Origin of the sequence: Limosilactobacillus panis DSM 6035, assembly GCF_001435935.1 — a bacterium.
GTDB lineage: Bacteria > Bacillota > Bacilli > Lactobacillales > Lactobacillaceae > Limosilactobacillus > Limosilactobacillus panis.
This window is the reverse complement of sequence record NZ_AZGM01000032.1, coordinates 13,638-38,777: the sequence shown is the minus strand read 5'-3', so window position 1 is coordinate 38,777 and position 25,140 is coordinate 13,638. Positions and strand designations below refer to the sequence as shown.

The 25,140-nt window shown below is 46.5% G+C and carries 36 protein-coding genes; all 36 read left to right on the top strand.

The features are described from left to right. Window positions 1–280: 280 nt before the first annotated feature. Window positions 281–1,774, top strand: a complete 1,494-nt coding sequence (locus FD32_RS02640; RefSeq protein WP_047767336.1) for a peptide MFS transporter — start codon at window positions 281–283, stop codon at window positions 1,772–1,774. Between the two features lie 18 nt (window positions 1,775–1,792). Continuing rightward, window positions 1,793–2,497 carry a serine hydrolase gene (locus tag FD32_RS02635; RefSeq protein WP_053002998.1) on the top strand — a complete coding sequence of 235 codons (705 nt, stop codon included), beginning with the start codon at window positions 1,793–1,795 and terminating at the stop codon, window positions 2,495–2,497. Window positions 2,498–2,953: 456 nt separating this feature from the next. Beyond that, window positions 2,954–3,262: a 30S ribosomal protein S10 gene (rpsJ, locus tag FD32_RS02630; RefSeq protein ID WP_047767337.1), complete on the top strand. Its 309-nt coding sequence runs from the start codon at window positions 2,954–2,956 to the stop codon at window positions 3,260–3,262. A 55-nt stretch (window positions 3,263–3,317) separates the two neighbouring features. Then, entirely contained in the window at window positions 3,318–3,980 is a 663-nt protein-coding gene (gene rplC / locus FD32_RS02625) for a 50S ribosomal protein L3 (RefSeq protein ID WP_047767338.1), read from the top strand. A 21-nt stretch (window positions 3,981–4,001) separates the two neighbouring features. Then, window positions 4,002–4,625, top strand: a complete 624-nt coding sequence (gene rplD, locus FD32_RS02620; RefSeq protein ID WP_047767341.1) for a 50S ribosomal protein L4 — start codon at window positions 4,002–4,004, stop codon at window positions 4,623–4,625. Next, window positions 4,625–4,921, top strand: a complete 297-nt coding sequence (rplW, locus tag FD32_RS02615) for a 50S ribosomal protein L23 (protein ID WP_047767343.1) — start codon at window positions 4,625–4,627, stop codon at window positions 4,919–4,921. The genes rplD and rplW overlap by 1 nt, the downstream gene beginning before the upstream one ends. A 25-nt stretch (window positions 4,922–4,946) precedes the next feature. After that, on the top strand, window positions 4,947–5,792 hold the full coding sequence (gene rplB / locus FD32_RS02610; RefSeq protein WP_047767344.1) for a 50S ribosomal protein L2: 846 nt from the start codon (window positions 4,947–4,949) through the stop codon (window positions 5,790–5,792). Window positions 5,793–5,828: 36 nt separating this feature from the next. After that, window positions 5,829–6,116 carry a 30S ribosomal protein S19 gene (gene rpsS, locus FD32_RS02605; protein WP_047767346.1) on the top strand — a complete coding sequence of 96 codons (288 nt, stop codon included), beginning with the start codon at window positions 5,829–5,831 and terminating at the stop codon, window positions 6,114–6,116. Between the two features lie 17 nt (window positions 6,117–6,133). After that, window positions 6,134–6,481 carry a 50S ribosomal protein L22 gene (gene rplV / locus FD32_RS02600; RefSeq protein ID WP_047767347.1) on the top strand — a complete coding sequence of 116 codons (348 nt, stop codon included), beginning with the start codon at window positions 6,134–6,136 and terminating at the stop codon, window positions 6,479–6,481. Window positions 6,482–6,493: 12 nt separating this feature from the next. Further along, on the top strand, window positions 6,494–7,159 hold the full coding sequence (gene rpsC / locus FD32_RS02595; RefSeq protein WP_047767348.1) for a 30S ribosomal protein S3: 666 nt from the start codon (window positions 6,494–6,496) through the stop codon (window positions 7,157–7,159). A gap of 3 nt (window positions 7,160–7,162) precedes the next feature. Then, the gene (gene rplP / locus FD32_RS02590) at window positions 7,163–7,597 is read left to right on the top strand and encodes a 50S ribosomal protein L16 (RefSeq protein ID WP_047767349.1); all 435 of its coding nucleotides are present in this window, start codon (window positions 7,163–7,165) and stop codon (window positions 7,595–7,597) included. Next, window positions 7,587–7,793, top strand: a complete 207-nt coding sequence (gene rpmC / locus FD32_RS02585) for a 50S ribosomal protein L29 (RefSeq protein WP_003664552.1) — start codon at window positions 7,587–7,589, stop codon at window positions 7,791–7,793. Before rplP ends, rpmC begins: the two co-directional genes overlap by 11 nt. 24 nt (window positions 7,794–7,817) lie before the next feature. After that, complete coding sequence (rpsQ, locus tag FD32_RS02580) at window positions 7,818–8,084, top strand: 30S ribosomal protein S17 (RefSeq protein WP_003716661.1); 267 nt, start codon at window positions 7,818–7,820, stop codon at window positions 8,082–8,084. Window positions 8,085–8,148: 64 nt separating this feature from the next. Then, on the top strand, window positions 8,149–8,517 hold the full coding sequence (gene rplN, locus FD32_RS02575; RefSeq protein WP_003714461.1) for a 50S ribosomal protein L14: 369 nt from the start codon (window positions 8,149–8,151) through the stop codon (window positions 8,515–8,517). A gap of 34 nt (window positions 8,518–8,551) precedes the next feature. Continuing rightward, window positions 8,552–8,860, top strand: coding sequence for a 50S ribosomal protein L24 (gene rplX / locus FD32_RS02570; protein ID WP_047767354.1), 309 nt, complete (start codon window positions 8,552–8,554; stop codon window positions 8,858–8,860). A 25-nt stretch (window positions 8,861–8,885) separates the two neighbouring features. Next, entirely contained in the window at window positions 8,886–9,428 is a 543-nt protein-coding gene (rplE, locus tag FD32_RS02565; protein ID WP_047767356.1) for a 50S ribosomal protein L5, read from the top strand. A gap of 15 nt (window positions 9,429–9,443) precedes the next feature. After that, the gene (locus FD32_RS02560) at window positions 9,444–9,629 is read left to right on the top strand and encodes a type Z 30S ribosomal protein S14 (protein WP_003664547.1); all 186 of its coding nucleotides are present in this window, start codon (window positions 9,444–9,446) and stop codon (window positions 9,627–9,629) included. A 31-nt stretch (window positions 9,630–9,660) separates the two neighbouring features. Further along, entirely contained in the window at window positions 9,661–10,059 is a 399-nt protein-coding gene (rpsH, locus tag FD32_RS02555; protein WP_047767359.1) for a 30S ribosomal protein S8, read from the top strand. 29 nt (window positions 10,060–10,088) lie between these two features. Beyond that, entirely contained in the window at window positions 10,089–10,625 is a 537-nt protein-coding gene (rplF, locus tag FD32_RS02550) for a 50S ribosomal protein L6 (RefSeq protein WP_047767361.1), read from the top strand. Window positions 10,626–10,681: 56 nt separating this feature from the next. Then, complete coding sequence (gene rplR / locus FD32_RS02545; RefSeq protein WP_047767363.1) at window positions 10,682–11,047, top strand: 50S ribosomal protein L18; 366 nt, start codon at window positions 10,682–10,684, stop codon at window positions 11,045–11,047. A 22-nt stretch (window positions 11,048–11,069) separates the two neighbouring features. Beyond that, on the top strand, window positions 11,070–11,579 hold the full coding sequence (gene rpsE / locus FD32_RS02540; protein WP_047767365.1) for a 30S ribosomal protein S5: 510 nt from the start codon (window positions 11,070–11,072) through the stop codon (window positions 11,577–11,579). Between the two features lie 13 nt (window positions 11,580–11,592). Continuing rightward, a complete protein-coding gene (gene rpmD, locus FD32_RS02535; RefSeq protein WP_047767366.1) occupies window positions 11,593–11,775 on the top strand; it encodes a 50S ribosomal protein L30 in 183 nt (60 codons plus the stop codon). A gap of 32 nt (window positions 11,776–11,807) precedes the next feature. After that, window positions 11,808–12,242: a 50S ribosomal protein L15 gene (rplO, locus tag FD32_RS02530; protein WP_056962096.1), complete on the top strand. Its 435-nt coding sequence runs from the start codon at window positions 11,808–11,810 to the stop codon at window positions 12,240–12,242. Between the two features lies 1 nt (window position 12,243). Then, on the top strand, window positions 12,244–13,563 hold the full coding sequence (secY, locus tag FD32_RS02525) for a preprotein translocase subunit SecY (RefSeq protein ID WP_047767370.1): 1,320 nt from the start codon (window positions 12,244–12,246) through the stop codon (window positions 13,561–13,563). A 2-nt stretch (window positions 13,564–13,565) separates the two neighbouring features. Beyond that, entirely contained in the window at window positions 13,566–14,216 is a 651-nt protein-coding gene (locus FD32_RS02520) for an adenylate kinase (RefSeq protein WP_315853402.1), read from the top strand. A gap of 132 nt (window positions 14,217–14,348) precedes the next feature. Next, on the top strand, window positions 14,349–14,567 hold the full coding sequence (infA, locus tag FD32_RS02515; RefSeq protein ID WP_003664537.1) for a translation initiation factor IF-1: 219 nt from the start codon (window positions 14,349–14,351) through the stop codon (window positions 14,565–14,567). 39 nt (window positions 14,568–14,606) lie between these two features. Further along, window positions 14,607–14,726, top strand: a complete 120-nt coding sequence (gene rpmJ, locus FD32_RS09740) for a 50S ribosomal protein L36 (RefSeq protein ID WP_003714521.1) — start codon at window positions 14,607–14,609, stop codon at window positions 14,724–14,726. A 29-nt stretch (window positions 14,727–14,755) separates the two neighbouring features. Beyond that, entirely contained in the window at window positions 14,756–15,121 is a 366-nt protein-coding gene (rpsM, locus tag FD32_RS02510; RefSeq protein ID WP_047767373.1) for a 30S ribosomal protein S13, read from the top strand. 34 nt (window positions 15,122–15,155) lie between these two features. After that, window positions 15,156–15,545, top strand: coding sequence for a 30S ribosomal protein S11 (gene rpsK / locus FD32_RS02505; protein WP_047767375.1), 390 nt, complete (start codon window positions 15,156–15,158; stop codon window positions 15,543–15,545). Between the two features lie 83 nt (window positions 15,546–15,628). Beyond that, complete coding sequence (locus FD32_RS02500) at window positions 15,629–16,573, top strand: DNA-directed RNA polymerase subunit alpha (protein WP_047767377.1); 945 nt, start codon at window positions 15,629–15,631, stop codon at window positions 16,571–16,573. Window positions 16,574–16,605: 32 nt separating this feature from the next. Next, the gene (gene rplQ, locus FD32_RS02495) at window positions 16,606–16,989 is read left to right on the top strand and encodes a 50S ribosomal protein L17 (RefSeq protein WP_047767379.1); all 384 of its coding nucleotides are present in this window, start codon (window positions 16,606–16,608) and stop codon (window positions 16,987–16,989) included. Window positions 16,990–17,202: 213 nt separating this feature from the next. Beyond that, on the top strand, window positions 17,203–18,030 hold the full coding sequence (locus FD32_RS02490; protein ID WP_047767381.1) for an energy-coupling factor transporter ATPase: 828 nt from the start codon (window positions 17,203–17,205) through the stop codon (window positions 18,028–18,030). Next, the gene (locus FD32_RS02485) at window positions 18,012–18,875 is read left to right on the top strand and encodes an energy-coupling factor transporter ATPase (RefSeq protein ID WP_082126018.1); all 864 of its coding nucleotides are present in this window, start codon (window positions 18,012–18,014) and stop codon (window positions 18,873–18,875) included. The genes FD32_RS02490 and FD32_RS02485 overlap by 19 nt, the downstream gene beginning before the upstream one ends. Next, entirely contained in the window at window positions 18,868–19,671 is an 804-nt protein-coding gene (locus FD32_RS02480) for an energy-coupling factor transporter transmembrane component T family protein (protein ID WP_047767385.1), read from the top strand. The genes FD32_RS02485 and FD32_RS02480 overlap by 8 nt, the downstream gene beginning before the upstream one ends. A 107-nt stretch (window positions 19,672–19,778) precedes the next feature. Further along, on the top strand, window positions 19,779–24,173 hold the full coding sequence (locus FD32_RS02475; protein WP_053002999.1) for a glycosyl hydrolase 53 family protein: 4,395 nt from the start codon (window positions 19,779–19,781) through the stop codon (window positions 24,171–24,173). A gap of 107 nt (window positions 24,174–24,280) precedes the next feature. Continuing rightward, a complete protein-coding gene (truA, locus tag FD32_RS02470; RefSeq protein WP_047767387.1) occupies window positions 24,281–25,051 on the top strand; it encodes a tRNA pseudouridine(38-40) synthase TruA in 771 nt (256 codons plus the stop codon). Window positions 25,052–25,140 lie beyond the last annotated feature (89 nt).

Below are 25,140 nucleotides of genomic sequence, written 5' to 3'. Positions count from 1 at the left end.
TAACCAGATTATACCGGAACTTTGGCTAAAAAGCTTGTTTTAAGACAGACCCTAATCATGAATAAATAGTGATTATCTTAAACCGCCACTTAACACTTCCATTAATATTGTTAAGAAGGAGAGCAGATAAATTGCGGTTTTTGTTGCACTGTAAAACAAGAATCGTCAAACGAAATTGACTTTAATAACTTTGAAATTTTATAATAAAAACATTACAAAAATATTATTTGCTTTTAATCCTGCTAATAATGTTCAAGATTTCCTGGAGGTGTCGTAGTAAATGGGAAGGCAAAGAAACATTGACACCGCATTTTTTGGACAGCCTCGTGGATTATCGACCCTGTTCTTTACTGAAATGTGGGAACGGTTTAGTTACTATGGAATGCGGGCAATCCTGATATTTTATATGTACTATGCTGTCACAAAGGGTGGTTTAGGCTTTAACCAGGTAACCGCTGCCTCAATCATGTCGATTTACGGCTCACTGGTTTATTTGTCCAGCGTAATTGGCGGTTGGCTTTCGGACCATATTTGGGGATCCCGGCGAACAGTCTTTTATGGTGGTGTTTTGATCATGTTTGGTCACATTGCCCTTTCGCTCCCCTTTGGTCGGTGGGGATTGTTTACCTCAATTGCCTTGATTGTTATGGGGACCGGCTTACTGAAGCCCAACGTTTCTGAAATGGTTGGCAGTCTTTACAGTGATGAAGATAGTCGGCGGGCATCCGGATTCTCCTTATATCTTTTTGGAATCAACTTGGGGGCTGCCGTGGCCCCATGGGCAGTACCGTGGGCGGCGGATGGTTTTGGTCTAGGACTTTTTCATGGACAGATGAATTTCCATGCCGGTTTTTCTTTGGCAGCTGTTGGAATGTTCTTTGGGTTAGTCCAGTACCTAATTGACGGTCGTAAATACTTGCCGTCAGTAAGTCTTAAGCCTGAAGATCCACTGAAGGCGGGACAAGGTCGTCCGGTAATAAACAAGACGGTTTGTGGTGTTGTCTTGTTAGCAATCATTCTTGGTGTTATGGGGTTAGCCGGTAAATTGACCATTGCAAACGTCATCATGTTGATTACGATTGTTGCTATTTTACTGCCAATTTACTACTTTGTTTTGATGCTCCATTCCAAGAAAGTTACCAAGATTGAACGGGCTCGTGTGCGGGCTTATATTCCATTATTCTTTGCGGCGGTTATTTTCTGGATAATTGATGAATCTGGTTCAGTTGTCCTTGCGCTGTTTGCTGCTCAACGGACGGTTCTTCATATTGGGAGCTGGCATTTTGCCGCCGCCAATTTCCAGACGCTTAATCCATTATTCATGATGATCTTAACACCACTGTTTGCCGTTTTATGGGACCACCTCAAAAAACGGCCAAGTGCACCGGCAATGTTTGCCCTCGCCCTTGTCTTTGCTGGATTATCCTATGCCTTTATGGCCTTACCAGGATTAATTCATGGTACTACTGCCGGACGGGTATCACCATTCTGGCTGGTGGGTTCTTGGTTCATTGTTGAACTTGGCGAAGTTACTCTTTCGCCAGTTGGCCTATCGATTACCAGCTCATTAGCCCCACAAGCATTTAAGTCGCAGATGATGAGTATGTACTTCCTAGCTGACGCTGCTGGGCAAGCGGTTAACGCACAGATTGTTAAGTTCTACTCGTCAGCTACCGAGGTGCCTTACTTCCTGACAATTGGGACGACTAGCATTGCGTTTGGTATTTTGCTGTTCTTCTTTGTCAAGAAGATTCGTAGTTTGACCGAAGAGTAAGAAAAAGGGGTGAAGAAGTTGGATAAAGAAAAGCTGACGACCGCGTGGCAAAGGGTAATGGCTAAGTACGGAAACCAGGCGGCAGTTGCTATTCAATTTGTAAATGACGATGAAGTCCTGGCAACCACTAATGCGCCATCTTTTCGCTACGAAACGGCCAGCACTGTCAAAGTAGCTGTTCTAGCGCTCCTGTTAAAGAAAACGGGTGGCCAGCTTAACGCGACCCAGCGAGAGCTTACGGAACGAATGATTCGTTATAGTGATAATGATGCGACTACGACGATTCTGGAAAATTACTTGGGCGGGATGCTCTCACTCCAGTCCCTATACCAGGATTTGGGGATGGATAGCACCACCGCTTCGTCATGGTGGGGGACCACATTAACCGTCCCAAGCGACCAATTGAAACTGTTACGGATGATCTACTGTAACTCACCTGCCAACTACTTGAGTGACTCATCACGGGCCTATATCAAGAAACTGATGGGAGAAGTTGCAATCAGCCAGCAGTGGGGAATTTCAACCGGAAAGAGTGAATACTATCTTAAAAACGGCTGGCGCCCCGCCAGTGACAATGGCAAATGGGAAGTTCACAGTATTGGTTATGTTCCAAATGGTCAAGAAAGCTATATAATTGCTATTTATACCCGTAATAATCGTAATTACGCTTCCGGAGTCAGTTTGGTCGAGGACCTTGCACGGGCAACTCAAAATAGTATCTAATGTTTAGGAAGCTGGGAAAAAAGCTTCAGAGCGCTCCGTATGGCTAGTATAGGACGATCGTTGGCACGTTACGGGCCGGCGATTGTCCGTAACTAGACACTAGGAGCGCGCTTTTTTTCCGCGATTACTATGTAATATTCTAGAAATACAAAAAGGGTGAGAAAAATTGTAGTTTTTTCTCACCCCCCTTTTTAGGTTAAAAAAAGAAACCATTTTCTATTACAAAATAATTTCATTCAAAAATAATCGATTTAAACACTTGATATGACGGCGATTCTTTAGTATTATGGATAGGTGCTTGAGCGTTGGAGGTAGATTTGCCCTATCCCCATAGCGGTTTAAGCTGCGAAGCGATGATGCGGAAGGTTGCGACACACCCGGCCGCTTTGCCACAGGATGTGGCGGTAATTTCCGCGGAGCTAGTCAAATTTTAAATCTGACGAAGGAGGGAACATAATGGCAAAACAAAAGATTCGTATTCGGTTAAAGGCTTATGAACACCGTATTCTCGACCAATCTGCTGATAAGATCGTTGATACCGCTAAGCGGACAGGTGCTCAAATCTCAGGCCCAATCCCGTTACCAACTGAACGGACTCTCTACACTGTTATCCGTTCACCACACAAATTCAAGAAGTCGCGGGAACAATTTGAAATGCGGACTCACAAGCGTTTGATCGACATCATTGATCCAACACCAAAGACTGTTGACTCATTAATGAAGCTCGACCTGCCAAGTGGTGTTGACATCGAAATCAAATTGTAATTATTTTCTACTATATAAAAGAACAAACTAAAACATTGAAATTGGAGGTGTACTCATGGCCAAAGGAATCTTAGGTAAAAAGGTTGGAATGACTCAAGTCTTCACTGACAATGGTGAATTGGTTCCAGTTACTGTTATTGATGTAACACCAAACGTTGTTATGCAAATTAAGACTGTTGAAAACGATGGTTACAACGCTGTTCAACTTGGCTTTGATGACAAGCGTGAAATCTTGAGTAACAAGCCTGAACAAGGTCATGCAGCAAAAGCAAATACGACCCCTAAGCGCTTCATCGGTGAAATCCGTGACGCTGAATTAGGGGATGACATCAAGGTTGGAGACGAAGTTAAGGCTGATATCTTCAACGAAGGTGAAACTGTCGACGTTACGGGTACTACCAAGGGTCATGGTTACCAAGGTAACATCCACAAGGATAACCAATCACGTGGACCTATGGCTCACGGTTCTCGTTACCACCGTCGTCCAGGTTCATTGGGTGCCATCATTAACCGTGTATTCAAGGGTATGAAGCTCCCTGGCCGGATGGGTAACAAGACTGTTACTATGCAACACTTACGAGTTGTTAAGGTTGACTTAGATAACAATGTATTACTCATCAAGGGTAACGTTCCTGGTGCTAATAAGTCATACGTTACTATTAAGAACTCTGTGAAGGCTAACACTAAGAAGAGCCTGAGCAAGCAACACAACAAATAATAAGAAAGGAGGAAGTAAATAATGACTAGCGTTAATCTGTACAAGCAAGATGGTAGCCAAAACGGCACTATCGAATTGAATGCTGATGTTTTTGGTATCGAACCAAATCAAAATGCTGAATTTGATGCTATCTTGCGTCAACGTGCTTCCCTGCGTCAAGGTACTCACGCCGTAAAGAACCGCTCTGCTGTTAGCGGTGGTGGTAAGAAGCCATGGCGTCAAAAGGGAACTGGTCGTGCTCGTCAAGGTTCTATCCGGGCACCACAATTCCGTGGCGGTGGGATCGTCTTCGGACCTACCCCTCGTTCTTACAAGTACAACCTTCCTCGTAAGGTTCGTCAACTTGCTATCAAGTCAGCACTTTCCCAAAAGGTCCTGGACAACGCATTAGTTGTTGTTGATGCATTGAACTTTGATGCTCCAAAGGCCAAGGAATTTGCTGGTGTAATGAACAACTTGAAGGTTGCTGAAAAGGCACTGGTTGTCGTAACTGACGATGACAAGAATGCTGCTTTATCTGCACGCAACCTTGCTAACGCAACTGTTGTTACTCCTGCTGGTGTTAACATCTTAAACGTTGCTGACGCACAAAAGATTGTTATTACTAAGTCAGCTCTTTCTCAAGTAGAGGAGGTGCTCGCATAATGGAAGCACGCGATATTATTTTACGTCCTGTAGTTACTGAAGCTTCAATGGCTGGCATGGACAACAAGCGTTACACTTTTGATGTTGATTTACGAGCAACCAAGACACAAGTCAAAAATGCCGTTGAAGAAGTTTTCGGCGTTAAGGTTGTTAAGGTAAACATCATGAACGTTAAGGGTAAGAAGAAACGTCAAGGCCGTTACGTCGGCTACACTAAGCGTCGTCGCAAGGCAATCGTTACTCTTTCTGCCGATTCAAATGAAATTAAGCTGTTTAACGATGACAGTGAAAAATAATCATTAAAAAAAGGAGGAAAACATAGTGGGAATTCGTAAGTACAAACCTACCACTAACGGTCGCCGGAACATGAACGGTTATGACTTCGCTGATATTACGAAGAACACACCGGAAAAGTCATTATTGGCTCCATTAAAGCACACAGCCGGCCGGAACAGTTATGGTCACATTACTGTTCGTCACCGTGGTGGTGGTGTTAAGCGTCAATACCGGATCATTGACTTCAAGCGGATCAAGGATGATGTTCCTGCAACCGTTAAGGCTATCGAATATGATCCAAACCGGACTGCCAACATTGCTTTGCTTGGTTACGCTGATGGTACTAAGTCATACATCATCGCTCCAAAGGGCTTGAAGGTTGGCATGACTGTTCAATCTGGTCCAGATGCAGATATCAAAGTTGGTAACGCTCTTCCATTGAAGAATATTCCAGTTGGTACTATTATCCACAACATTGAATTAAAGCCAGGTAAGGGTGGCCAACTTGCTCGTTCAGCAGGTGCCTCTGCTCAATTACTTGGTAAGGATGAAAAGTACGTTCTGGTACGCCTTTCATCTGGTGAAGTACGGATGGTTCTGGCAACTTGCCGGGCAACCATCGGTACTGTTGGTAACGACGAACACGCCCTCTTAATCAAGGGTAAGGCTGGTCGGACCCGTTACGCTGGTCAGCGTCCACATGTTCGTGGTTCTGTAATGAATCCTAATGATCACCCACATGGTGGTGGTGAAGGTAAGCAACCAGTTGGTTTACCATCTCCTCTGTCTCCATGGGGTAAGAAGACTGTTGGTAAGAAGACCCGTTCACACAGGGCTCGTTCAAACAAGTTCATTGTTCGTGGTCGGAAGCGCGGTCCACATACTCGTTAATAATTTACGTCTAATACCCGAGAGGAGGTACACTAAATGGCTCGTAGTTTGAAGAAGGGACCTTTCGCTGATGCTTCATTACTGAAGAAGATTAAGGCTCAAGAAGGTTCTGAAAAGAAGACAGTCATCAAGACCTGGTCACGTCGTTCAACCATTTTCCCAAGCTTCATTGGTTACACCTTTGCAGTTTACAATGGTCGGAAGCACGTACCAGTTTACGTACAAGAAGACATGGTAGGTCACAAGTTGGGTGAATTTGTCCCAACTCGTACTTTCCACGGTCACGCAACTGATGACAAGAAGACTGGTACTACTACTAAGTAAGGAGGGTGAATTAATAAATGGCTGAAAACATTACATCAGCTAAGGCAACCGCTAAAATGGTTCGCGTGCCTGCACGTAAGGTTCGTCTTGTTTTAGACGCAATTCGCGGCAAGAGCGTTGCTGAAGCATTTGCTATTCTGAAGTTCACCAACCGTGGTGCCGCTTCAGACGTTCAAAAAGTATTAAATTCTGCTGTTGCAAACGCTGAAAACAACTTTGATTTAGATCGTGCTTCTTTGGTTGTAAGTGAAGCCTATGCAAACGAAGGACCAACCCTGAAGCGGTTCCGTCCACGTGCAAAGGGCTCTGCTTCGCCAATTAACAAGCGGACTAGTCACATTACAGTGGTTGTTACAGAACGATAGGAGGAATGAATAGTGGGTCAAAAGATCAATCCTAATGGTTTTCGTGTTGGAGTCATTCGTGATTGGACTGCAAAGTGGTACGCTGATAAGGACTTTGCTAACTACCTGAACGAAGACCTTCGGATCCGTAAGTACTTTGAAAAGCGACTTGCTGATGCCTCTGTATCAACCGTTGAAATTGAACGTGCCGCAAACCGCGTCAACGTTTCAATTCACACTGCCAAGCCAGGAATGGTAATTGGTAAAGGTGGTTCAGAAGTTGAGGCACTTCGTAAGGAATTAAACAAGTTAACTGGCAAGCGTGTTCACATCAATATTGTGGAAATCAAGAAGCCAGACTTGGATGCTCACCTTGTTGGTGAAAGCATTGCTCGTCAACTAGAAGCTCGTATTGCTTTCCGTCGTGCAATGCGTGGCGCTATGCAACGTGCAATGCGTGCTGGTGCAAAGGGTGTTAAGACCCAGGTTGCTGGTCGTTTGAATGGTGCTGACATGTCAAGGGTTGAATCATACTCTGATGGTACTGTTCCTTTGCACACTCTTCGTGCTGATATTGATTATTCTTGGGATGAAGCACATACTACTTACGGTGTTCTGGGTGTTAAGACTTGGATCTATCGTGGTGAAGTTCTTCCTGCCAAGAAGACCGCTAACGATGATGAAGAAGGAGGGAAGTAAAACATGCTAGTACCAAAGCGAGTAAAGCACCGTAAGGTTCAACGTGGCCACATGCGTGGTGAAGCTAAGGGTGGTAAGACTGTTGCCTTTGGTGATTTCGGTCTGCAAGCACTTGATTCTCACTGGATCAGTAACCGGCAAATCGAAGCTGCCCGTATCGCAATTACCCGTTACATGAAGCGTGGCGGGAAGGTTTGGATTAAGATCTTCCCTCAACTTTCCTACACCAGCAAAGGTGTTGGTGTCCGGATGGGTAATGGTAAGGGTGCTCCTGAAGGATGGGTTGCACCAGTTAAGCGCGGCAAGGTAATGTTCGAAGTAGGGGGCGTTTCTGAAGAAGTCGCTCGCGAAGCTTTACGTCTTGCCGGTCACAAGTTGCCAGTTCGCACTAAGATCGTACAACGTGAGGAAGTAGGTGGACAATCTAATGAAAAGTAAAGATTACGTACAAGAACTGAATGGATTAACCACTGACAAGCTACTTGACCGTGAAAAGGAATTGAAGGAACAATTGTTTAACTTACGTTTCCAATTAGCTACTGGTCAATTGGAAAACACTGCAAGTCTGAAGCAAGTACGTAAGGACATTGCACGGGTTAAGACAGTTCTTCGTCAACAAGAATTAAACAAATAAGAATACGAAAAGGAGGATTAGCGCATGAGTGAAGAACGTAATGCACGTAAGGTTTATCAAGGCCGCGTTGTTTCTGACAAGATGGACAAGACCATCACTGTTGTGATTGACACTTACAAGAGTGCCCCGATCTACGGCAAGCGTGTTAAGTACTCAAAGAAGTACTACGCCCACGATGAAAACAACGAAGCAAAGACCGGCGACACTGTACAAATCATGGAAACTCGGCCACTGTCAGCTAAGAAGCGTTTCCGTCTTGTAAAGATTGTCGAAAAGGCTGCTACCCTTTAATTAGCAGATAACTCTAAAATTCGTATTCTAATTCTTATTTGTAAATGGAAGGAGGACATTAACCGTGATTCAACAGGAAAGTCGGTTGAAGGTCGCTGATAACTCTGGTGCCCGTGAAATCCTTGTTATCAAGATCTTGGGTGGTTCCCGGGTTAAGACTGGTAATATTGGTGACATTATTGTTGCTACTGTAAAGCAGGCAACACCAGGTGGCGTTGTTAAGAAAGGTGACGTTGTTAAGGCGGTCGTAGTACGGACTAAGCATGGTCTGCACCGTAAGGACGGTTCTTACATTAAGTTTGATGAAAACGCCGCTGTTCTGATCAACAACGATAAGAGCCCTAAGGGTACCCGTATTTTTGGACCAATCGCTCGTGAACTTCGTGGCGATGACTTCATGAAGATCGTTTCTCTGGCTCCAGAAGTTCTGTAAGATTTAACCAAAAATAAGGAGGTGCACAATCAACATGTTCATTAAAACAGGTGACAAAGTTCGCGTTATCGCCGGTAAGGACAAGGGTAAGGAAGGTAACGTTAAGAAGATTTTCGCTGCCCAAAACCGTGTTATCGTTGAAGGCATTAACAAGGTAAAGAAACACCAAAAGCCAAGTAACGCTAATTCAAATGGTGGCGTTATCAATACGGAAGCTGCTATTAGTGCTTCAAACGTTATGCTGATTGATCCTTCTACCAACGAACCAACCCGTGTTGGTTTTAAGTTCGTTGATGGCAAGAAGGTTCGTTTTGCTAAGAAGTCTGGCAAGACTCTTGACTAATTGAGGAAAGGAGGAATAACTACCAATGGAAAACCGTTTAAAAGCTAAATACGAAAGCGAAATTCGTCCCGCTTTGATTGAAAAGTTTAACTACTCTTCAGTAATGCAAGCACCAAAGGTTGACAAGATTGTCTTGAACATGGGTGTTGGTGACGCTACCACTAATTCCAAGAACTTGGATGAAGCCGTTGAAGAACTTGGCCTGATCGCCGGTCAAAAGCCTCTAATTACTAAGGCTAAGAAGTCAATCGCCGGTTTCCGTCTTCGTGAAGGAATGCCAATTGGTGCTAAGGTAACCTTACGTGGTGAACGGATGTATGATTTCTTGGATAAGTTGATCAACGTGGCTCTGCCACGGGTTCGTGACTTCCACGGTGTAAGCAACAAGGCCTTCGATGGTCGTGGTAACTACACTCTCGGCATTCGTGAACAATTAATTTTCCCAGAAATTGATTACGATAAGGTTAACCGTGTCCGGGGCTTAGACGTAGTTATCGTTACTACTGCTGAAAGTGATGAAGAATCACATGAATTGCTTGCCCAACTCGGCATGCCATTTGCTAAATAAAGGAGGTTCCACAAATTGGCTAAAAAATCAATGATTGCTAAGTGCAACCGTCCAGCTAAGTTCTCAAGTCGTGAATACACGCGTTGTGCACGTTGTGGACGTCCGCACTCAGTTTACCGTAAATTCCACCTATGCCGGATTTGCTTACGTGAACTTGCCCACAAGGGACAAATTCCTGGTTTAAAGAAGGCTAGCTGGTAAACAAATCACCGACAAAAGGAGGAAAACATCGATGTCTATGAGTGATCCAATTGCAGATTTCTTAACACGGATTCGTAATGCCAACATGGCGCAACACGAATCAGTTGAGGCTCCTGCATCAAAGATGAAGAAGGACATCGCCGAAATCTTGAAGAACGAAGGTTTCATTCGCGATGTTGAATATGTTGACGATAGCAAGCAAGGCATCATCCGTGTGTTCTTGAAATACGGCAAAGATGGTCAACGGGTTATTTCCGGCTTAAAGCGTATTTCCAAGCCAGGACTGCGGACCTATGTCAAGGCTGATGCTGTGCCAAAGGTTCTTAACGGATTAGGTATTGCGATTATCTCAACATCTGAAGGTGTTGTAACTGACAAGGTAGCTCGTGCCAAGAACATTGGTGGCGAAGTTATCGCTTACGTTTGGTAATAAATTATATATAGTTAGGAGGTGCACGCATGAGTCGTATTGGTTACAAGGAAATTGACTTACCAAAGGGCGTTGAAGTTTCCCAAGATGGTAACGTCGTAACTGTTAAGGGTCCAAAGGGTACTTTGTCTCGCGAAATCTCACCTTTGATTAAGATGACTATCGCTGACAACGTTGTTAAGTTTGACCGTGATGAAGATACTAACAAGTTGAAGATGATTCACGGTACCACCCGGGCTAACATTAACAACATGGTTGAAGGTGTTGTTAATGGTTACAAGAAGGTTCTTAAGTTGGTCGGTGTTGGTTACCGTGCTCAATTTAAGGGTCAAAAGCTGATCCTGACTGTTGGTTACTCTAACCCAGTTGAGATTGACAAGCCTGATGATATTGATATCAAGGTTCCTGACAACACAACCATTGAACTAAGTTCTATCAATAAGGAACACCTTGGTGATTTTGCTGCCCAAGTTCGTTCCGTTCGTTCACCTGAACCATACAAGGGTAAGGGTATTCGTTATGAAAACGAACACATCATCCGTAAGGAAGGTAAGACTGGTAAGTAATCTGTTAAGTAGATTAGTTAGCCGTCTAATAATAAAAACAAACTATTTAATAAGAGGTGACTGTTGTGATTTCTAAACCAGATAAGAACAAGATCCGTCAACGCCGTCACATGCGCGTTCGCGGTAAGATTTCTGGTACTGCGGAGCGCCCACGCTTAAGTGTTTACCGTTCAAACAAAAACATTTACGCTCAATTAATTGATGACGTAAAGGGTGTGACGCTCGCAAGTGCCTCCACAAACGACAGCGAAGTAAGTGGTAAGACTAAGACTGAACAAGCTAGTGGTGTTGGTGCTTTAATTGCTAAGCGCGCTGCTGCTAAGAACATTACTAATGTTGTTTTCGACCGTGGTGGTTACCTGTACCACGGACGTGTTCAAGCTTTAGCTGAAGCTGCTCGTGAAAACGGACTTAAATTCTAAAGAAAAGGAGGAATAACCTGCAATGACATCATCAGAATACATTGATCCAGCAAAGTTGGACTTAGACGATCAAGTTGTTGCCATCAACCGGATTACTAAGGTTGTTAAGGGTGGTCGTCGGATGCGTTTCGCTGCATTAGTTATCGTCGGCGATCGTAAGGGCCACGTTGGCTTTGGTACTGGTAAGGCTCAAGAAGTTCCTGAAGCTATTCGTAAGGCCCAAGCTGCTGCTGAAAAGAGCCTGATCACTGTTCCAATCGTTGGTACTACTATTCCACACGAAGTTATCGGTACTTACGGCGGTGGAAAGATTATGTTGAAGCCAGCCGTTGAAGGTTCTGGGGTTGCTGCCGGTGGTGCGGTACGTAACGTTATGGACCTCGCCGGTGTTGCCGATGTTACTTCCAAGCGTCTCGGTTCTAACACTCCTGTTAACGTTGTTCGGGCAACATTTGAAGGCCTGAAGCAATTGAAGAGCGCCGAAGAAGTTGCTAAGCTTCGTGGTGTTTCAGTAGATCACTTGGCAGAATAAGGAGGGCATGAATTTGGCTAAAGTTAAAGTTACCTTAATCCACAGTGTTGCCCACCGTGAACCTACCCAACGTAAGACCGTTAAGGCTCTGGGTTTAGGCAAGATCGGTAGCTCAAACATTCTACCAGACAACGCTGCAACACGTGGTCAAATTTTCAAAGTTGCACACTTAGTTTCAATCGAAGAAGTTAAGTAATTAAAATTAAATAATAAGGAGGTGCCTACCAAATGAAGTTAAATGAATTGAAGCCTGCTGCAGGTTCTCGTTCAAAGCGTCTTCGTAGGGGTCGTGGCCTTTCATCCGGTCATGGTTTTACTTCTGGACGCGGTACTAAGGGGCAAAAGGCTCACGGCAAGACTCGTCTTGGTTTTGAAGGGGGCCAAATGCCACTCTACCGGCAAATTCCAAAGCGTGGTTTTACCAACATTAACCGTAAGGAATACGCTATTGTTAACTTGACTGCTCTGAACAAGTTCGATGACGGTACTGAAGTTACCCCACAAGTTCTTGTTGAAAATGGGGTTGTTAAGAACTTGAAGAGCGGTGTTAAGGTTCTTGGTAGCGGTAAGCTTGAAAAGAAGTTAACTGTTAAGGCTAACAAGTTTTCTGCTTCTGCAGTTTCTGCTATTGAAGCTGCGGGCGGTAAAACTGAGGTGATGTAATTTGTTCAAAGCCGTCATAAACACCCTTAAGGTTAAAGAGATTCGTAAGAAGATTCTCTTTACATTATTTGTGTTGATTGTTTATCGAATTGGGACGGCTATCACTGTTCCGGGAGTTAATGCTGCAGCTTTGCAGGAAATTTCCTCGACCGGGTTAGCATCGATCCTCAATACCTTCAGTGGTGGTGGACTGGAAAACTATTCATTATTCGCGATGGGGGTTTCCCCGTACATCACTGCGCAAATTGTTGTTCAGCTACTGCAGATGGACATTGTCCCGCGGTTTGTTGAATGGAGTAAACAAGGTGAAGTAGGGCGGCGAAAACTTAATCAAGCAACCCGGTGGTTAACAATTGTTCTTGGTTTTATCCAATCAATTGGAATTACCGCTGGTTTTAATGCGTTAAGTACTATTAAGTTGGTTAATCACCCGAATGTGCAAACATATTTGACAATTGGTTTAATTCTGACTGCTGGAACAATGTTTGCCACTTGGATGGGCGATATGATTACTGAACGTGGTACCGGTAATGGTGTCTCCATGCTGATCTTTGCTGGGATTGTTGCTCAGATGCCTGGTGGAATCAGACAACTTTGGGATGATCAAATTGCTGGTGAATCTGGTTCGGCCCTATGGTCAGGAATTGGATTTATTGCCTTAGTAATTTTAGCGTTAATAATCATCGTGGCGTTTGTAACTTGGGTTCAACAAGCGGAACGTCGTTTACCAATTCAATATACCCGTCGAACAACTACCTCACCATCGAGTAGTTATCTACCATTGAAGATCAACGTTTCCGGGGTTATTCCAGTTATCTTTGCTGGATCCTTTATTTCGACTCCGCAAACAATCTTAATGGCTTTCCAGCAAAGCCATGGTGGTGATACTTGGTATCAAGTTTTAACAACGGTTTTCAACATGCAGTCCGGACCCGGAATTGCATTATACACATTGTTGATTGTTGTATTTACCTTTTTCTACGCCTTTGTTCAGGTTAATCCGGAAAAGCTTGCAGAAAATCTGCAGAAGCAGGGTTCTTATATCTCTGGTGTCCGTCCCGGACGAGGGACCCAGGACTTTGTTTCTAGTTTGTTAATGCGTTTAAGTACGGTTGGTTCACTGTTCTTGGGATTGATTTCGTTAATTCCATTAATTGCAAGTAACGTTTGGAACCTCAGTCAGTCAATCGGACTCGGTGGTACGAGCTTGCTAATTATTGTCCAGATTGCCTTAGACGTAATTCGTCAATTAAACGGGTTAACAATGAAGCGTGAATATATTGGATTTATTCGTGAACCAGAAGGAGGAAATGGCAAATGAGTATGAACCTTGTATTAATGGGGTTGCCTGGTGCTGGTAAAGGTACCCAAGCTCAAAAGATTGTGGAAGATTTCGATATTCCTCATATCTCAACTGGGGATATCTTCCGTGCGGCAATTAAAAATAAAACGCCAATGGGAGTTGAAGCTAAAAAGTACATCGATAAGGGTGAACTTGTTCCTGACGAAGTTACTAACGGCATCGTTAAGGAACGGTTAGCTCAGGATGATACCAAGAAGGGCTTCATGCTTGACGGCTTTCCTCGTAACCTTAATCAGGCGGATGCCCTGGATAAGATGTTGGCTGAGAGCAACCGGCAATTAGATGCAGTTATCAATATTCATGTCGAACCTGACGTATTGGTAGAACGTTTAAGTGGTCGGTTTATTTGTCGCAATTGTGGTGCAACGTATCACAAGATTTACAATGCACCGAAGGTTGAAGGAACGTGTGACGTTTGTGGCGGCCACGACTTCTACCAACGTGATGACGATAAGCCAGAAACGGTTAAGAATCGTTTGGATGTTAACATTAAGTTGAACACACCACTGGTAGATTACTACCAAAAGAAAGGTGTTTTGCACACGATCGATGGTCAACAAGACATCGATAAGGTTTATGAAGACGTCAAGAAAGTGCTCAATAACCTTTAATTAGGTGGGATACCTTGCTATAGGGAGCGGATTATGCTAAACTAGGCAAGGTTTATCTAACTGACAGTGGGAAGTGGTCTGCTTTCCACCGTTTTTACGTAATTTCTTGATTAAGCAAGGAGGAACCGTTTCGTGGCAAAAGCCGATGTGATTGAAGTTGAGGGCAAGGTTACCGAAACCCTGCCTAATGCGATGTTTAAAGTTGAACTGGAAAATGGGGCGGAGATTCTTGCTCACGTTTCTGGGAAGATCCGGATGCACTACATCAAGATCTTGCCTGGTGACCGAGTAAAGGTTGAAATGTCCCCATATGATCTGACTAAGGGTCGGATTACGTTCCGGTTTAAGTAATAATTGTTAATCTAGGAACTCTCTAGGAGGATATTAAGAATGAAAGTAAGACCATCAGTCAAGCGGATGTGCGAGCACTGCAAGATCGTTAAGCGTCATGGACGTGTTATGGTTATCTGCTCTGCTAACCCTAAGCACAAGCAACGTCAAGGTAAGTAATTTTATTAATTAGAATGGAGGTGCACTAAATGGCTCGTATTGCAGGTGTCGATTTACCTCGTGACAAGCGAATCGTGGTCGGCTTAACTTATATTTACGGTATTGGTGATTCCCGGGCTAAGAAGATCCTGGAAGCAGCCGGTGTTTCAGAAGATGTTCGTGTTCGTGACTTAACTCCGGACCAAGAAGAAAAAATCCGTGGTCAAGTTGAAAACATCGAAGTTGAAGGGGACTTACGTCGTGAAGTTTCCATGAACATCAAGCGGCTCCAAGAAATTGGTTCTTACCGTGGCATGCGTCACCGTCGTGGTTTACCAGTTCGTGGTCAACACACCAAGAACAACGCCCGGACTCGTAAGGGTAAGGCAGTAACCATCGCTAATAAGAAGAAATAATTTAATTTTATAAAAAAGGAGGTTAGTACTGGATATGGCAACCAAAAAGGGTACGCGTAAGCGTCGTGCAAAAAAGAATGTTGAAACTGGTGTCGCTCACATTCACTCAACATTCAACAACACTTTGATCATGATCACTGACGTTCAAGGTAACGCTGTTGCTTGGTCTTCAGCTGGTGTATTGGGCTTCAAAGGTTCACGTAAGTCGACACCATTTGCTGCTCAAATGGCCTCAGAAGCTGCTGCAAAGCAAGCAATGGAACATGGTATGAAGACTGTCGAAGTTGAAGTTAAGGGTCCAGGTTCTGGACGTGAAGCTGCAATTCGTGCTCTTCAAACAACTGGTTTGGAAGTTACTGCTATTCGTGATGTAACTCCAGTTCCACATAATGGTTCTCGTCCTCCAAAGCGTCGTCGTGTTTAATGGGCATTGGTGGAGAACGAGTTTTCCACATTTGTCTTTTCGCAAAAAATACGAACCACGTTTGAAAGGGGTACAGGGATAGAATGATCGAATTTGAAAAGCCAAACATTCATAAAGTTGAAGAAACGGATAACTACGGCAAATTTGTTGTAGAACCACTTGAACGCGGTTATGGGACCACTCTCGGTAACTCACTGAGACGGGTTCTGATTGCTTCATTACCAGGTGCTGCAATTACCACCATGCAAATTGATGGCGTTTTGCACGAATTCAGTACTGTTAAAGGTGTAACTGAAGATGTAACCCAAATTATCTTAAATCTTAAGAAAGTTTCTCTTAAGCTGAATTCTGAAGATCAAAAGAATTTGGAATTGGATGTTAAGGGACCTGCTGAGGTAACCGCCAGTGACATTCAGGGAGATAGTGAAGTAACTATCTTAAACCCTGACTTGCATATCGCAACTGTCGCTGATGGTGCTGAATTACACATTAAGATGACAGCTGATAAAGGTCGTGGCTACCTTTCAGCTAATGATAATAAGGCCCGGATGGAAGATCTTCCGATTGGTGTTTTGCCGATTGATTCCATCTACACCCCAATTGAACGTGTTAACTACACCGTTGAAAATGCGCGGGTTGGTCAACGTAGCGACTACGATAAGCTGACTTTAGATGTTTGGACTGATGGTTCATTAACTCCAATCGAAGCGGTTAGTTTGGGTGCTAAGATTTTAACTGAACATTTGGACATGTTCGTTAACTTAACGGAAACGGCACAAAATGCCCAAGTAATGGTTGAAAAGGAAGAAACCCATAAAGAAAAGACGCTTGAAATGACAATTGAAGAACTTGACCTTTCTGTTCGGTCCTACAACTGTCTTAAGCGTGCCGGCATTAACACTGTTAAGGAACTGACAGACCGTACCGTTTCAGACATGATGAAAGTTCGGAACTTAGGACAGAAGTCATTAGAAGAAATTAAACTGAAATTAAATGATCTCGGCGTTTCATTCCGTCAAGATGATTAATTGATACCAATTGCAAAGGAGGGAACCACTTCATGAGTTACCGTAAATTAGGACGTACAAGTTCACAACGTAAGGCTTTATTACGTGATTTAACTACCGATTTAATCGTTAATGGTCAAATTACCACTACTGAAGCACGGGCTAAGGAAGTTCGTAAGACTGCTGACAAGATGGTTACGCTTGCTAAGCGTGGCGACCTTGCTTCCCGGCGGAAGGCTGCTGCATTCATCCGGAATGTTGTTGCTGACGTTAAGGAAGATGGCGACAACATTCGTATCCAATCTGCACTTCAACACCTGTTTGAAGAACTTGCTCCAAAGTATGCAGACCGTAACGGTGGTTACACACGGATTTTGAAGACGATGCCTCGTCGTGGTGACGGCGCACCAATGGTTATTTTGGAATTCGTTGACTAATTATTGTTAACTAAATACGTAATAAAGAATCGCTATCACTGGTGGTATAGAGCGTTACGATGGTGGGAACTCCCTAGTCTAGCTCGAATGCGGAAACCCCGTGCACCCCAGTGGTAAGTGATTTTTTATTTTAAATTGTTTTAGTGCAAATGGGTGTTCAACTAGCGTAGTTCACGCTAAAATGGAAATATTAACTGTGAAGGGACCAGTAACTTGGACGGTATAATTTTAAAAGATATTACATATACATACCCGGGTGCCGCGACGCCAGCCCTCGACGGCTTAAACCTGACAATTCCCCGTAACCAGTGGACGACTTTAATCGGGAGAAACGGGAGTGGGAAGAGCACCATTGCTCGTTTGATAGATGGCCTTCTTGTCCCCAGTCAGGGGAGCATCATGGTCAACGGCCTGGCGGTGACGGAGGAGAACCTTGGTAAACTCCACCAGCAAGTAGGAATCGTGTTTCAGAACCCGGAGAACCAGTTCGTGGGGGCAACGGTGGCTGATGATATTGCCTTTGGTCTCGAAAACCTCCAAGTTCCCCGTGAAAAGATGGCGCCCCTAATTAAACGGTCCCTGGAACGGGTCGGAATGACCACGTTAGCCGATGCGGAACCGGGAATGTTATCTGGCGGCCAGAAGCAGCGGGTTGCGATTGCCGGAATTTTGGCACTGGAGCCCGAAATAATCATTCTTGATGAGGCGACGAGTATGCTTGATCCCGCGGGCCGTCAGACAATCCTTGACCTGATTAATAAACTGCGGCGCGACGGTGGGTTAACCATTATTTCGATTACCCATGATCCGGTTGAAATGGAAATGGCGGACCAGATTGTGGTCGTCGGCGACCACCACGTTATTGAAAACGGCCCAGCAGCAGAAATCCTGCAGAAAACGACTTTATTAAGAAAACTGGGTGTGGGCATTCCAACCGGTCAGCGCCTACGTGATTTGTTAGTAGCCAGGGGAGTGACAGTTCCCGAGCAGTACTTTACGGAAGATGAAATGGTGAAATGGTTATGGCAGCAATTGAGTTAAGCAACGTTAATTTTACTTACCCAAATTCACAGCGGGGCGACGCCAACACCCTCTCTGATATTAACCTTTCGATTGCCGCGGGAAGCTATACCGCAATTATTGGCCACACCGGATCAGGGAAATCAACCTTGGTATCACTGATTGATGGCCTACTTGTACCGTCGAGCGGGCAAGTACAGGTCGGCAAGGTGACGGTGACGAGTGACGCCAAGCAGGCAGACTTGGCTAAGCTTCGCCAGCACGTCGGCTTTGTCTTTCAGTTTCCCGAACAGCAGCTCTTTGCGGAGACGGTCGCCCAGGATGTCGCTTTTGGACCGGAGAACCTGGGATGGCCTCCGGAGAAAGTTAAGGCGGCGGTCAAACAGTCAATTGCCGATGTTGGCTTACCGAAAGAAATCGGTAAGCGGTCACCGTTTATGCTCTCCGGTGGGCAGATGCGGCGGGCAGCGATTGCCGGGGTCTTGGCAATGAAGCCGTCAATCCTGATTTTGGATGAGCCGACGGCCGGGCTCGATGCCCAGTCAACCGACCAGTTACTGTCGCTAGTTGCTAAACTAAATGCCGCGGGAACGACCATCATCTTGATTACCCACCAGATGGAGCAGGTCGCCGCCTATGCGGACCAAGTGGTGGTGATGAACCATGGTCGCCTGGTGACCAGCACTGTTCCCCAGAAGCTGTTCAGCAATCCGCAGTTACTGGCGGACAACCACCTGGCCCAGCCGGTAGCAATCAAGATGCGGAAACGCCTTCAAGACAAGGGCCTTTCCTTACCCCTCGCCCTAACGACCGACGACTTAGCAGACCATCTGGCCAGCCGGATTGGGGGTGAGGCGGATGAATAACGCGATTGTGTTTGGGAGTTACGTTCCCGGTAGCTCCCTTCTTCACCGCCTCGATCCCCGGACGAAGCTTTTCTTGTGTGTGGCATACGTGGTATTGGTTTTCTTTGCCAACTCGTTTGTGACCAGTGCGTGGCTGACGGTGGCTTTACTGGTAACGATGGTCCTTAGCCAGGTGGGCTTTGGACTTTACTGGCGTGGTATCCGGCCCCTAATGTGGATCATCTTGATTACGGTGGCTTTTCAAATCCTGTTTAGTACGGGCGGGAAGGTGTACTGGCACTGGGGAATTATGTCGATTACCCATGACGGCCTGGTCAACTCACTAATCATCTTTTTCCGTTTCATGGTAATTATTACTGCCTCCACCGTTTTGACGGCAACCACGCCGACCCTGCGGATTGCCGATGCCCTTTCCTGGTATATGAAGCCACTGCGGGTAGTTAAGGTGCCAGTCAACCAGATTACCCTAATGATCTCGATTGCCCTCCGCTTTATTCCCACAATTATGGAAGAAGCGGGGAAAATCACTAACGCCCAGCGTTCGCGGGGGATGAACTTTGCGGAAGGAAGCCTCGTCCGGCGGGTCCGGCGGATGGTGCCAATCCTGATCCCACTCTTCGTTGATTCATTCAAGCGGGCAGAGGAACTCGCCACGGCCATGGAGGCCCGGGGCTACGATCCAGCTGCGCCCCGGACACATTACCGGCAGCTTCACTGGGCAAGCCGCGACACCATCAGCCTCTGCCTGTTTGCTGTTGTAACGGTTATTTTATTTGGTTTACGAATTATCTTATAAGGAGCTCTCAAGGAAGGGCTCCTTTTGTTTCGTAATGCTAGCCATAGCAAGCATACTGCTATATAATAATGAGGTATTTTTAAAGTAAATTAAGTTGAGAAATAAAAATGGAACATAAGAAACGTTATAAACTTTATAAAAGTGGCAAGCTCTGGTGCTGCGCGGCCATTGCCTTTGCCGGCTTTACCATCGGTACTGCTGCCCTTACTGGTACAGGTCATGCTGATACAACCATACCGGTTAGCCAAACGACGGGGACCAGCACGAGTACGGGTACCACGACGACTAGTTCAACGACTGACCAGCCAGTAAAGAACCAGATGCCAGCAACGACACCAACGACGGCCAACGATGTGAACGCAAATAACGGTTACCTAGATCACTATTCGCTGTCCACTGACCAGCAGGGCCAAACCCAGCTAAACGTCAGTGGTTGGCAAGCCACTGGTCACAGTACCAGTCAACCCTACCGGTACGTAATAGTTTATGATAACAGCAGCCAGCAGGAAATTGCCCGCCAGGCCATCACGCCCCAGCGGCGCGACGACGTGCAAAACGCGTACCCTGATGTGGCAGGCAGTGACTACGCAGGCTTTAATGCCAATATCTTGTTGCCCAACGCGGCTTCACTAGCCGGGCACTCAATCAGTGTTATTTCCCGGTACAGCAGTGACCCCCTGCATGGGGAGGGGAACCGAACCGACTTCTGGTTCAGCCCCATCATCATCGATAACCAGAACCGGGCGGTTTTAGACAGCATTAGTAGCGACCAGGACGGCAATGTTACCGTCAGTGGTTGGCACGCCAGCAATCAGGCGGCCCAAAAGCAGTACCACTACATCATTGCTTTTGACCAGATACTGAACCGTGAGATCACCCGACAAAAGGTGGTCGATAACCAGGCCCGGCCAGACGTCGCCAAGGCCTTCCCAACAATTGCCAACGCGGGAATCGCTGGCTTTAAAGTCAGCTTTAAGCTTACTCCCCAATATGCTAAGGATAATATTGTCTTCCTGAGTCGGTGGACAGCTGACCCGGCCGGTAATGGTAACGGGACCGACTTTTGGTTTAGTGGGGTTACCAAGGTAAACCGGGCAAACCTGGATTCCTGGGACCTTAGCAGTGGGGACCTACACGTTACCGGCTGGCATGCCGATGACGCTTCTATCTTCGCTCCCTACCACTACCTGATTGTCTTTGACCGGTCTGCTAACCGTCAGGTATCGTCCCAGCGGATTAAAAACATTGCCTCACCAGACGTGGCTAAGGTGTTCGGCAGCGATACCCGGACAGCGGGGGATGCACGCTTTGACGTTGACCTGGGCAAATTGCCGTTGCAAATGGGGCACACCTACTCAATCGTGAGCCGCTATTCTGACGTCAGCACCGGTAACGGTAACTCCAGCGATAGTGTTGACTATTGGTTGCCAGACTTTACCTTGAACCAATCGGGATACCACTTTGATTCGGTCAACGTTGAAGGGGACCGGATCACGGTTGGTGGCTGGTTCGCCAGCGATGCGGCAACTACGAAAGATAACCGCTTTGTCATCCTCCTTATTAACGGCAAGGAAGTTGCCCGGCAAAAGATTCAGGCAACTGCCCGGCCGGACGTTGCTAAAGTTTATCCGCAGATGTACAACAGTGCCAACAGTGGCTTTGTTACCGCATTTGACTTGCCTAACAACGTTACTGACCATAACGGCAGTTTCCAAGTTGTCCTGCGGTACAGTGACGCCAATGATGGTGAAGGTAACTATGTCGATGCCTGGTCTGAGAAGTACAACAATAAGGTCCTTTACACCAACCGCCTGATTGTCTCGAACGGTAAATTCTACTACCTTGACGGCAACGGTCAGATTGTGCGTAACCAAACCATCAACGTAAACGGTATTGACCTGCACTTCAACAATGATGGGGCGGCGGATACCGATCTTGATACCTTGCGGACCTTTACTGGTAACCAACTGGCAGCGGACTTGAAGGCTAACCACCAGCTTGTTAAGTACGATTGGCAGAGCAGTGACAATAACTACGCCGCCTTTTCCGTCCACCAGATGGCCCAGCTGATTGCCCAGGGCGATTTGAAGAACGATCCGGCCATTATTGAAAAAGTCCTTAACCGGACATCACTGTTGAACGGGACCGTGGTCAAAAGCTATACGGCTAAGCTGAACCAGACAAACTTCGACGATGCACTAGCCAACTTCATGAACCAGCTTGGTAACCGAAACGTCAATGGTGACTTCCTGGGTGTCGGCCTGGACCTGCAAACCATGACCCTTGCCTTGCTACTGATCAACGGCCAGCAGGCCAGTCAGCCGGTTGAAACCACCAGTTCGACCCTCCAGCCCGTTGTCCAGGACCTCTTCAAGGATCATGGGGTCAATGTTGATGTTGAAAACGGCCTGACGAAGGGGCAGACCCTCGGGGCCGATGACCTGGGCAACCTGCTGGCCAACCTCGGCCTCGTCTTGAAGGGACCTAAGGGGGAGACAATTAGCGACGACATCCTGAAGACCATCTTCGCGAGCCTGCCTGGCAACACCAAAGGCCTTGAAGGACTCAAGACTTACACCCATGGTAAGGATAGCTACCACTACGTCTTCTGGCTAGAGGGGCAAAGTGCTGAGGATAAGCTAAACAACTTCCTTGCTGCTAACAAGGGTGCCAAGTATGGTGATGCTCTAAAGGTCAACTACAGCGCCATCCTAGCTTGGGGGGCACCAGTAAAGCCGGTCGTCGACGATGATAAGACACCGGAAAGTCAAAAGTCGGTTGACGAGGTTAAGCTGGCTTACCAGACCGGTGGTGAAACTGGGGCCCGCTACGAAACCGTCAAGGTGGAACCAATCAATAATATGAACCAGGAGACCATCCGGGGAGTGGATGTCTCAAGTTACATTGCCCTGATCAACAACGGGGTTCAATTCTACGACTTCAATGGTCAACCGGCTGACCTGATGAAGGTCCTTTCCGAAGCGGGCGTTAACTACGTCCGGATCCGTCTGTGGGTTAACCCTTACAATGCTGACGGTTTAAGCTATGGTGGAGGAAATAACGATGAACGAACTGCCCTAGAGATTGCTAAAAATGCCCAAAAGTACGGGATTAAGACCTACCTGGACCTGCAGTTCTCCGACTTCTGGGCTGACCCCGCTACCCAGGCGCGGCCAAAGGCTTGGCGGGACCTGAGTGACGAAAACCTGAACACGGAATTGTACCTGTACAACAAGAAACTGATCAATGACTTCAATGCGGCCGGAATTCAGATTGGCATGGTCCAGCTCGGTAACGAAATTACCAAGGGTATGCTGGGCGTCAGCGAGGGTGGCTCGATTAACGTTTGGAAGGATAACCCGTACGCCACTAAGTTGACCAACCTACTGAGCGCGGCTTCGCGGGCATACCGGGAGGACAGTCAGAATACCAAGATTGCCATCCACGTTGAATCCCCAGACATTGATAACGACCGCCTGATTTTGCAGTCGTTACAAGACCACAACGTTAGTTACGACATCTTTGCTACTTCCTACTACCCGTTCTGGGGATGGGGTAACACAACCAAGTGGGGGAACAACCCGACCATCATCGCGCAGGTTGAACAGCTGGCAAAGGAATTTGGTAAGAAGTACATGGTTGCCGAAACTGGCTGGCCGTTTACCCTGCAAAACGCGGACGGGACAGCCAACAACATCAGTAACGACCCCGGCCACTACCCAGTGAGCCCCCAGGGACAGGTTGATGCCATCAGCGAACTGTACAAGACGATTCTGAGTAATGATAATGGCCTCGGCGCATTTTACTGGGAACCAGCCTGGATCCCGGTTCGCGCTGGTTGGGATAATTGGCAGTTCAACAAGTACATGGGTGAAACCGAAGGAACCGGTTGGGCCTCAATGAACTCGCGTGGTTACTACCCCGATTCAAAGTTGTTCTACGATGGCCAACCCGCTAGTGGTGGTTCATCATGGGATAATATTACCCTGTTTGATGACCACGGCCACCCACTGCAGTCATTGATGATGTTCAAGGGCTTCTTAGATGGCTATACATCACCTGAAGTGACCAGGAAAGAGTCACCGGTAACGATTAAGATCAGCAAGATCTGGAATAATACCGATGTCACCCCGGGAGATGGCCTGACAGCTGGGGGAACGGTTGCGGTCGATGACTTCCTAGACGGTCAGTCAGCCAGCCTCCTTACTGGCGATCCCGCTGCTGCCATCAGTGATACAAACTTGACGGCCATTGCTGAAAGACTGAAGGATGGGGTTAAGTCGGCGGAATACGTTGCTGCTAATGGTGCCCGTTACCACTATGAATTCTGGCTTAATGGTAACAATGCTGGTGAAAAGACGGATAACTTTGTGGCTGCTAACCAGGGAGTTAAGTACGGTCAAAAGCTGACGGCTACCTATTCGGCTAAGCTAGTGGTGGACGCGGAGCCGGGTGAGCAGGCAACGACCAAGTTAAGTTCTAAAGTTGATGATAAGATTTAATTAGTAGAGGAGATCGGAATTTAAAACTGGTCTCCTTTTCATATGCTTGTATCTCCGGGGATGACCAGCTAAAATGGGAAGGACAGTTTATGAAAGGAGCGGCAGAAATGTACCGTTACAAGATAACGTTTGCCTATGATGGGGCCAACTTCTCTGGCTTTCAGATTCAGCCGCACAAGCGGACCGTTGAGCAGGTCTTAAAAAACGCGGTCAATAAGATTGCCAAGCATCCGGACCCACCAATTTCGGTCATTGGGTCAGGGCGAACCGATGCCGGCGTCCACGCCCTTAACCAGGTGGCCCACTTCGATATTCCTTACCACTTAAGCAATGATTCGATGCGTAAGGCCCTCAACAGTATCCTTCCTTTGGATATCCTGGTGAAAAAGGCTGAACTGGTCGACACCAGTTTTCACGCCCGCTTTAGTGCCCACCGCAAGACCTACCGTTACCGGGTTGACCAGGGTGAATTCGTGGACCCCTTCAAGCGCAACTACACGGCGCACTTTAAATACCCGGTCGATATTGACAAGATGCGGGCTGCGGCCCATGACTTCATCGGGGAACATGACTTTACCAGCTTTGTTGCCTCGGGAAGTCAGGCCAAGAGCAATGTCAGAACGGTGGAGAAAATCACCATTAACCGGGACCCTGCCCGTAATGAGGTTGTCTTTGAGTTTACGGGGAACGGGTTCTTATATAACCAGATTCGGATAATGGTTGCCTTCCTCTTGGAAGTGGGGAGCGGTCAGCGCCCGGTCAGTGACGTCAAGCGGGTACTGGCGGCCAAGGACCGGACCCAGGCCCGGATGACGGCTCCCGCCAGCGGTTTGTACCTGGTCAGTGTTGATTATGGATCGAATGGCGAAAATGATTGACGAACAATTGAGAAAAAGGTATACTAACACTTGGTATTTCTTTTCCATCTAATAACTCGGTACACTATTATATGTAAAAGAAAACAAAA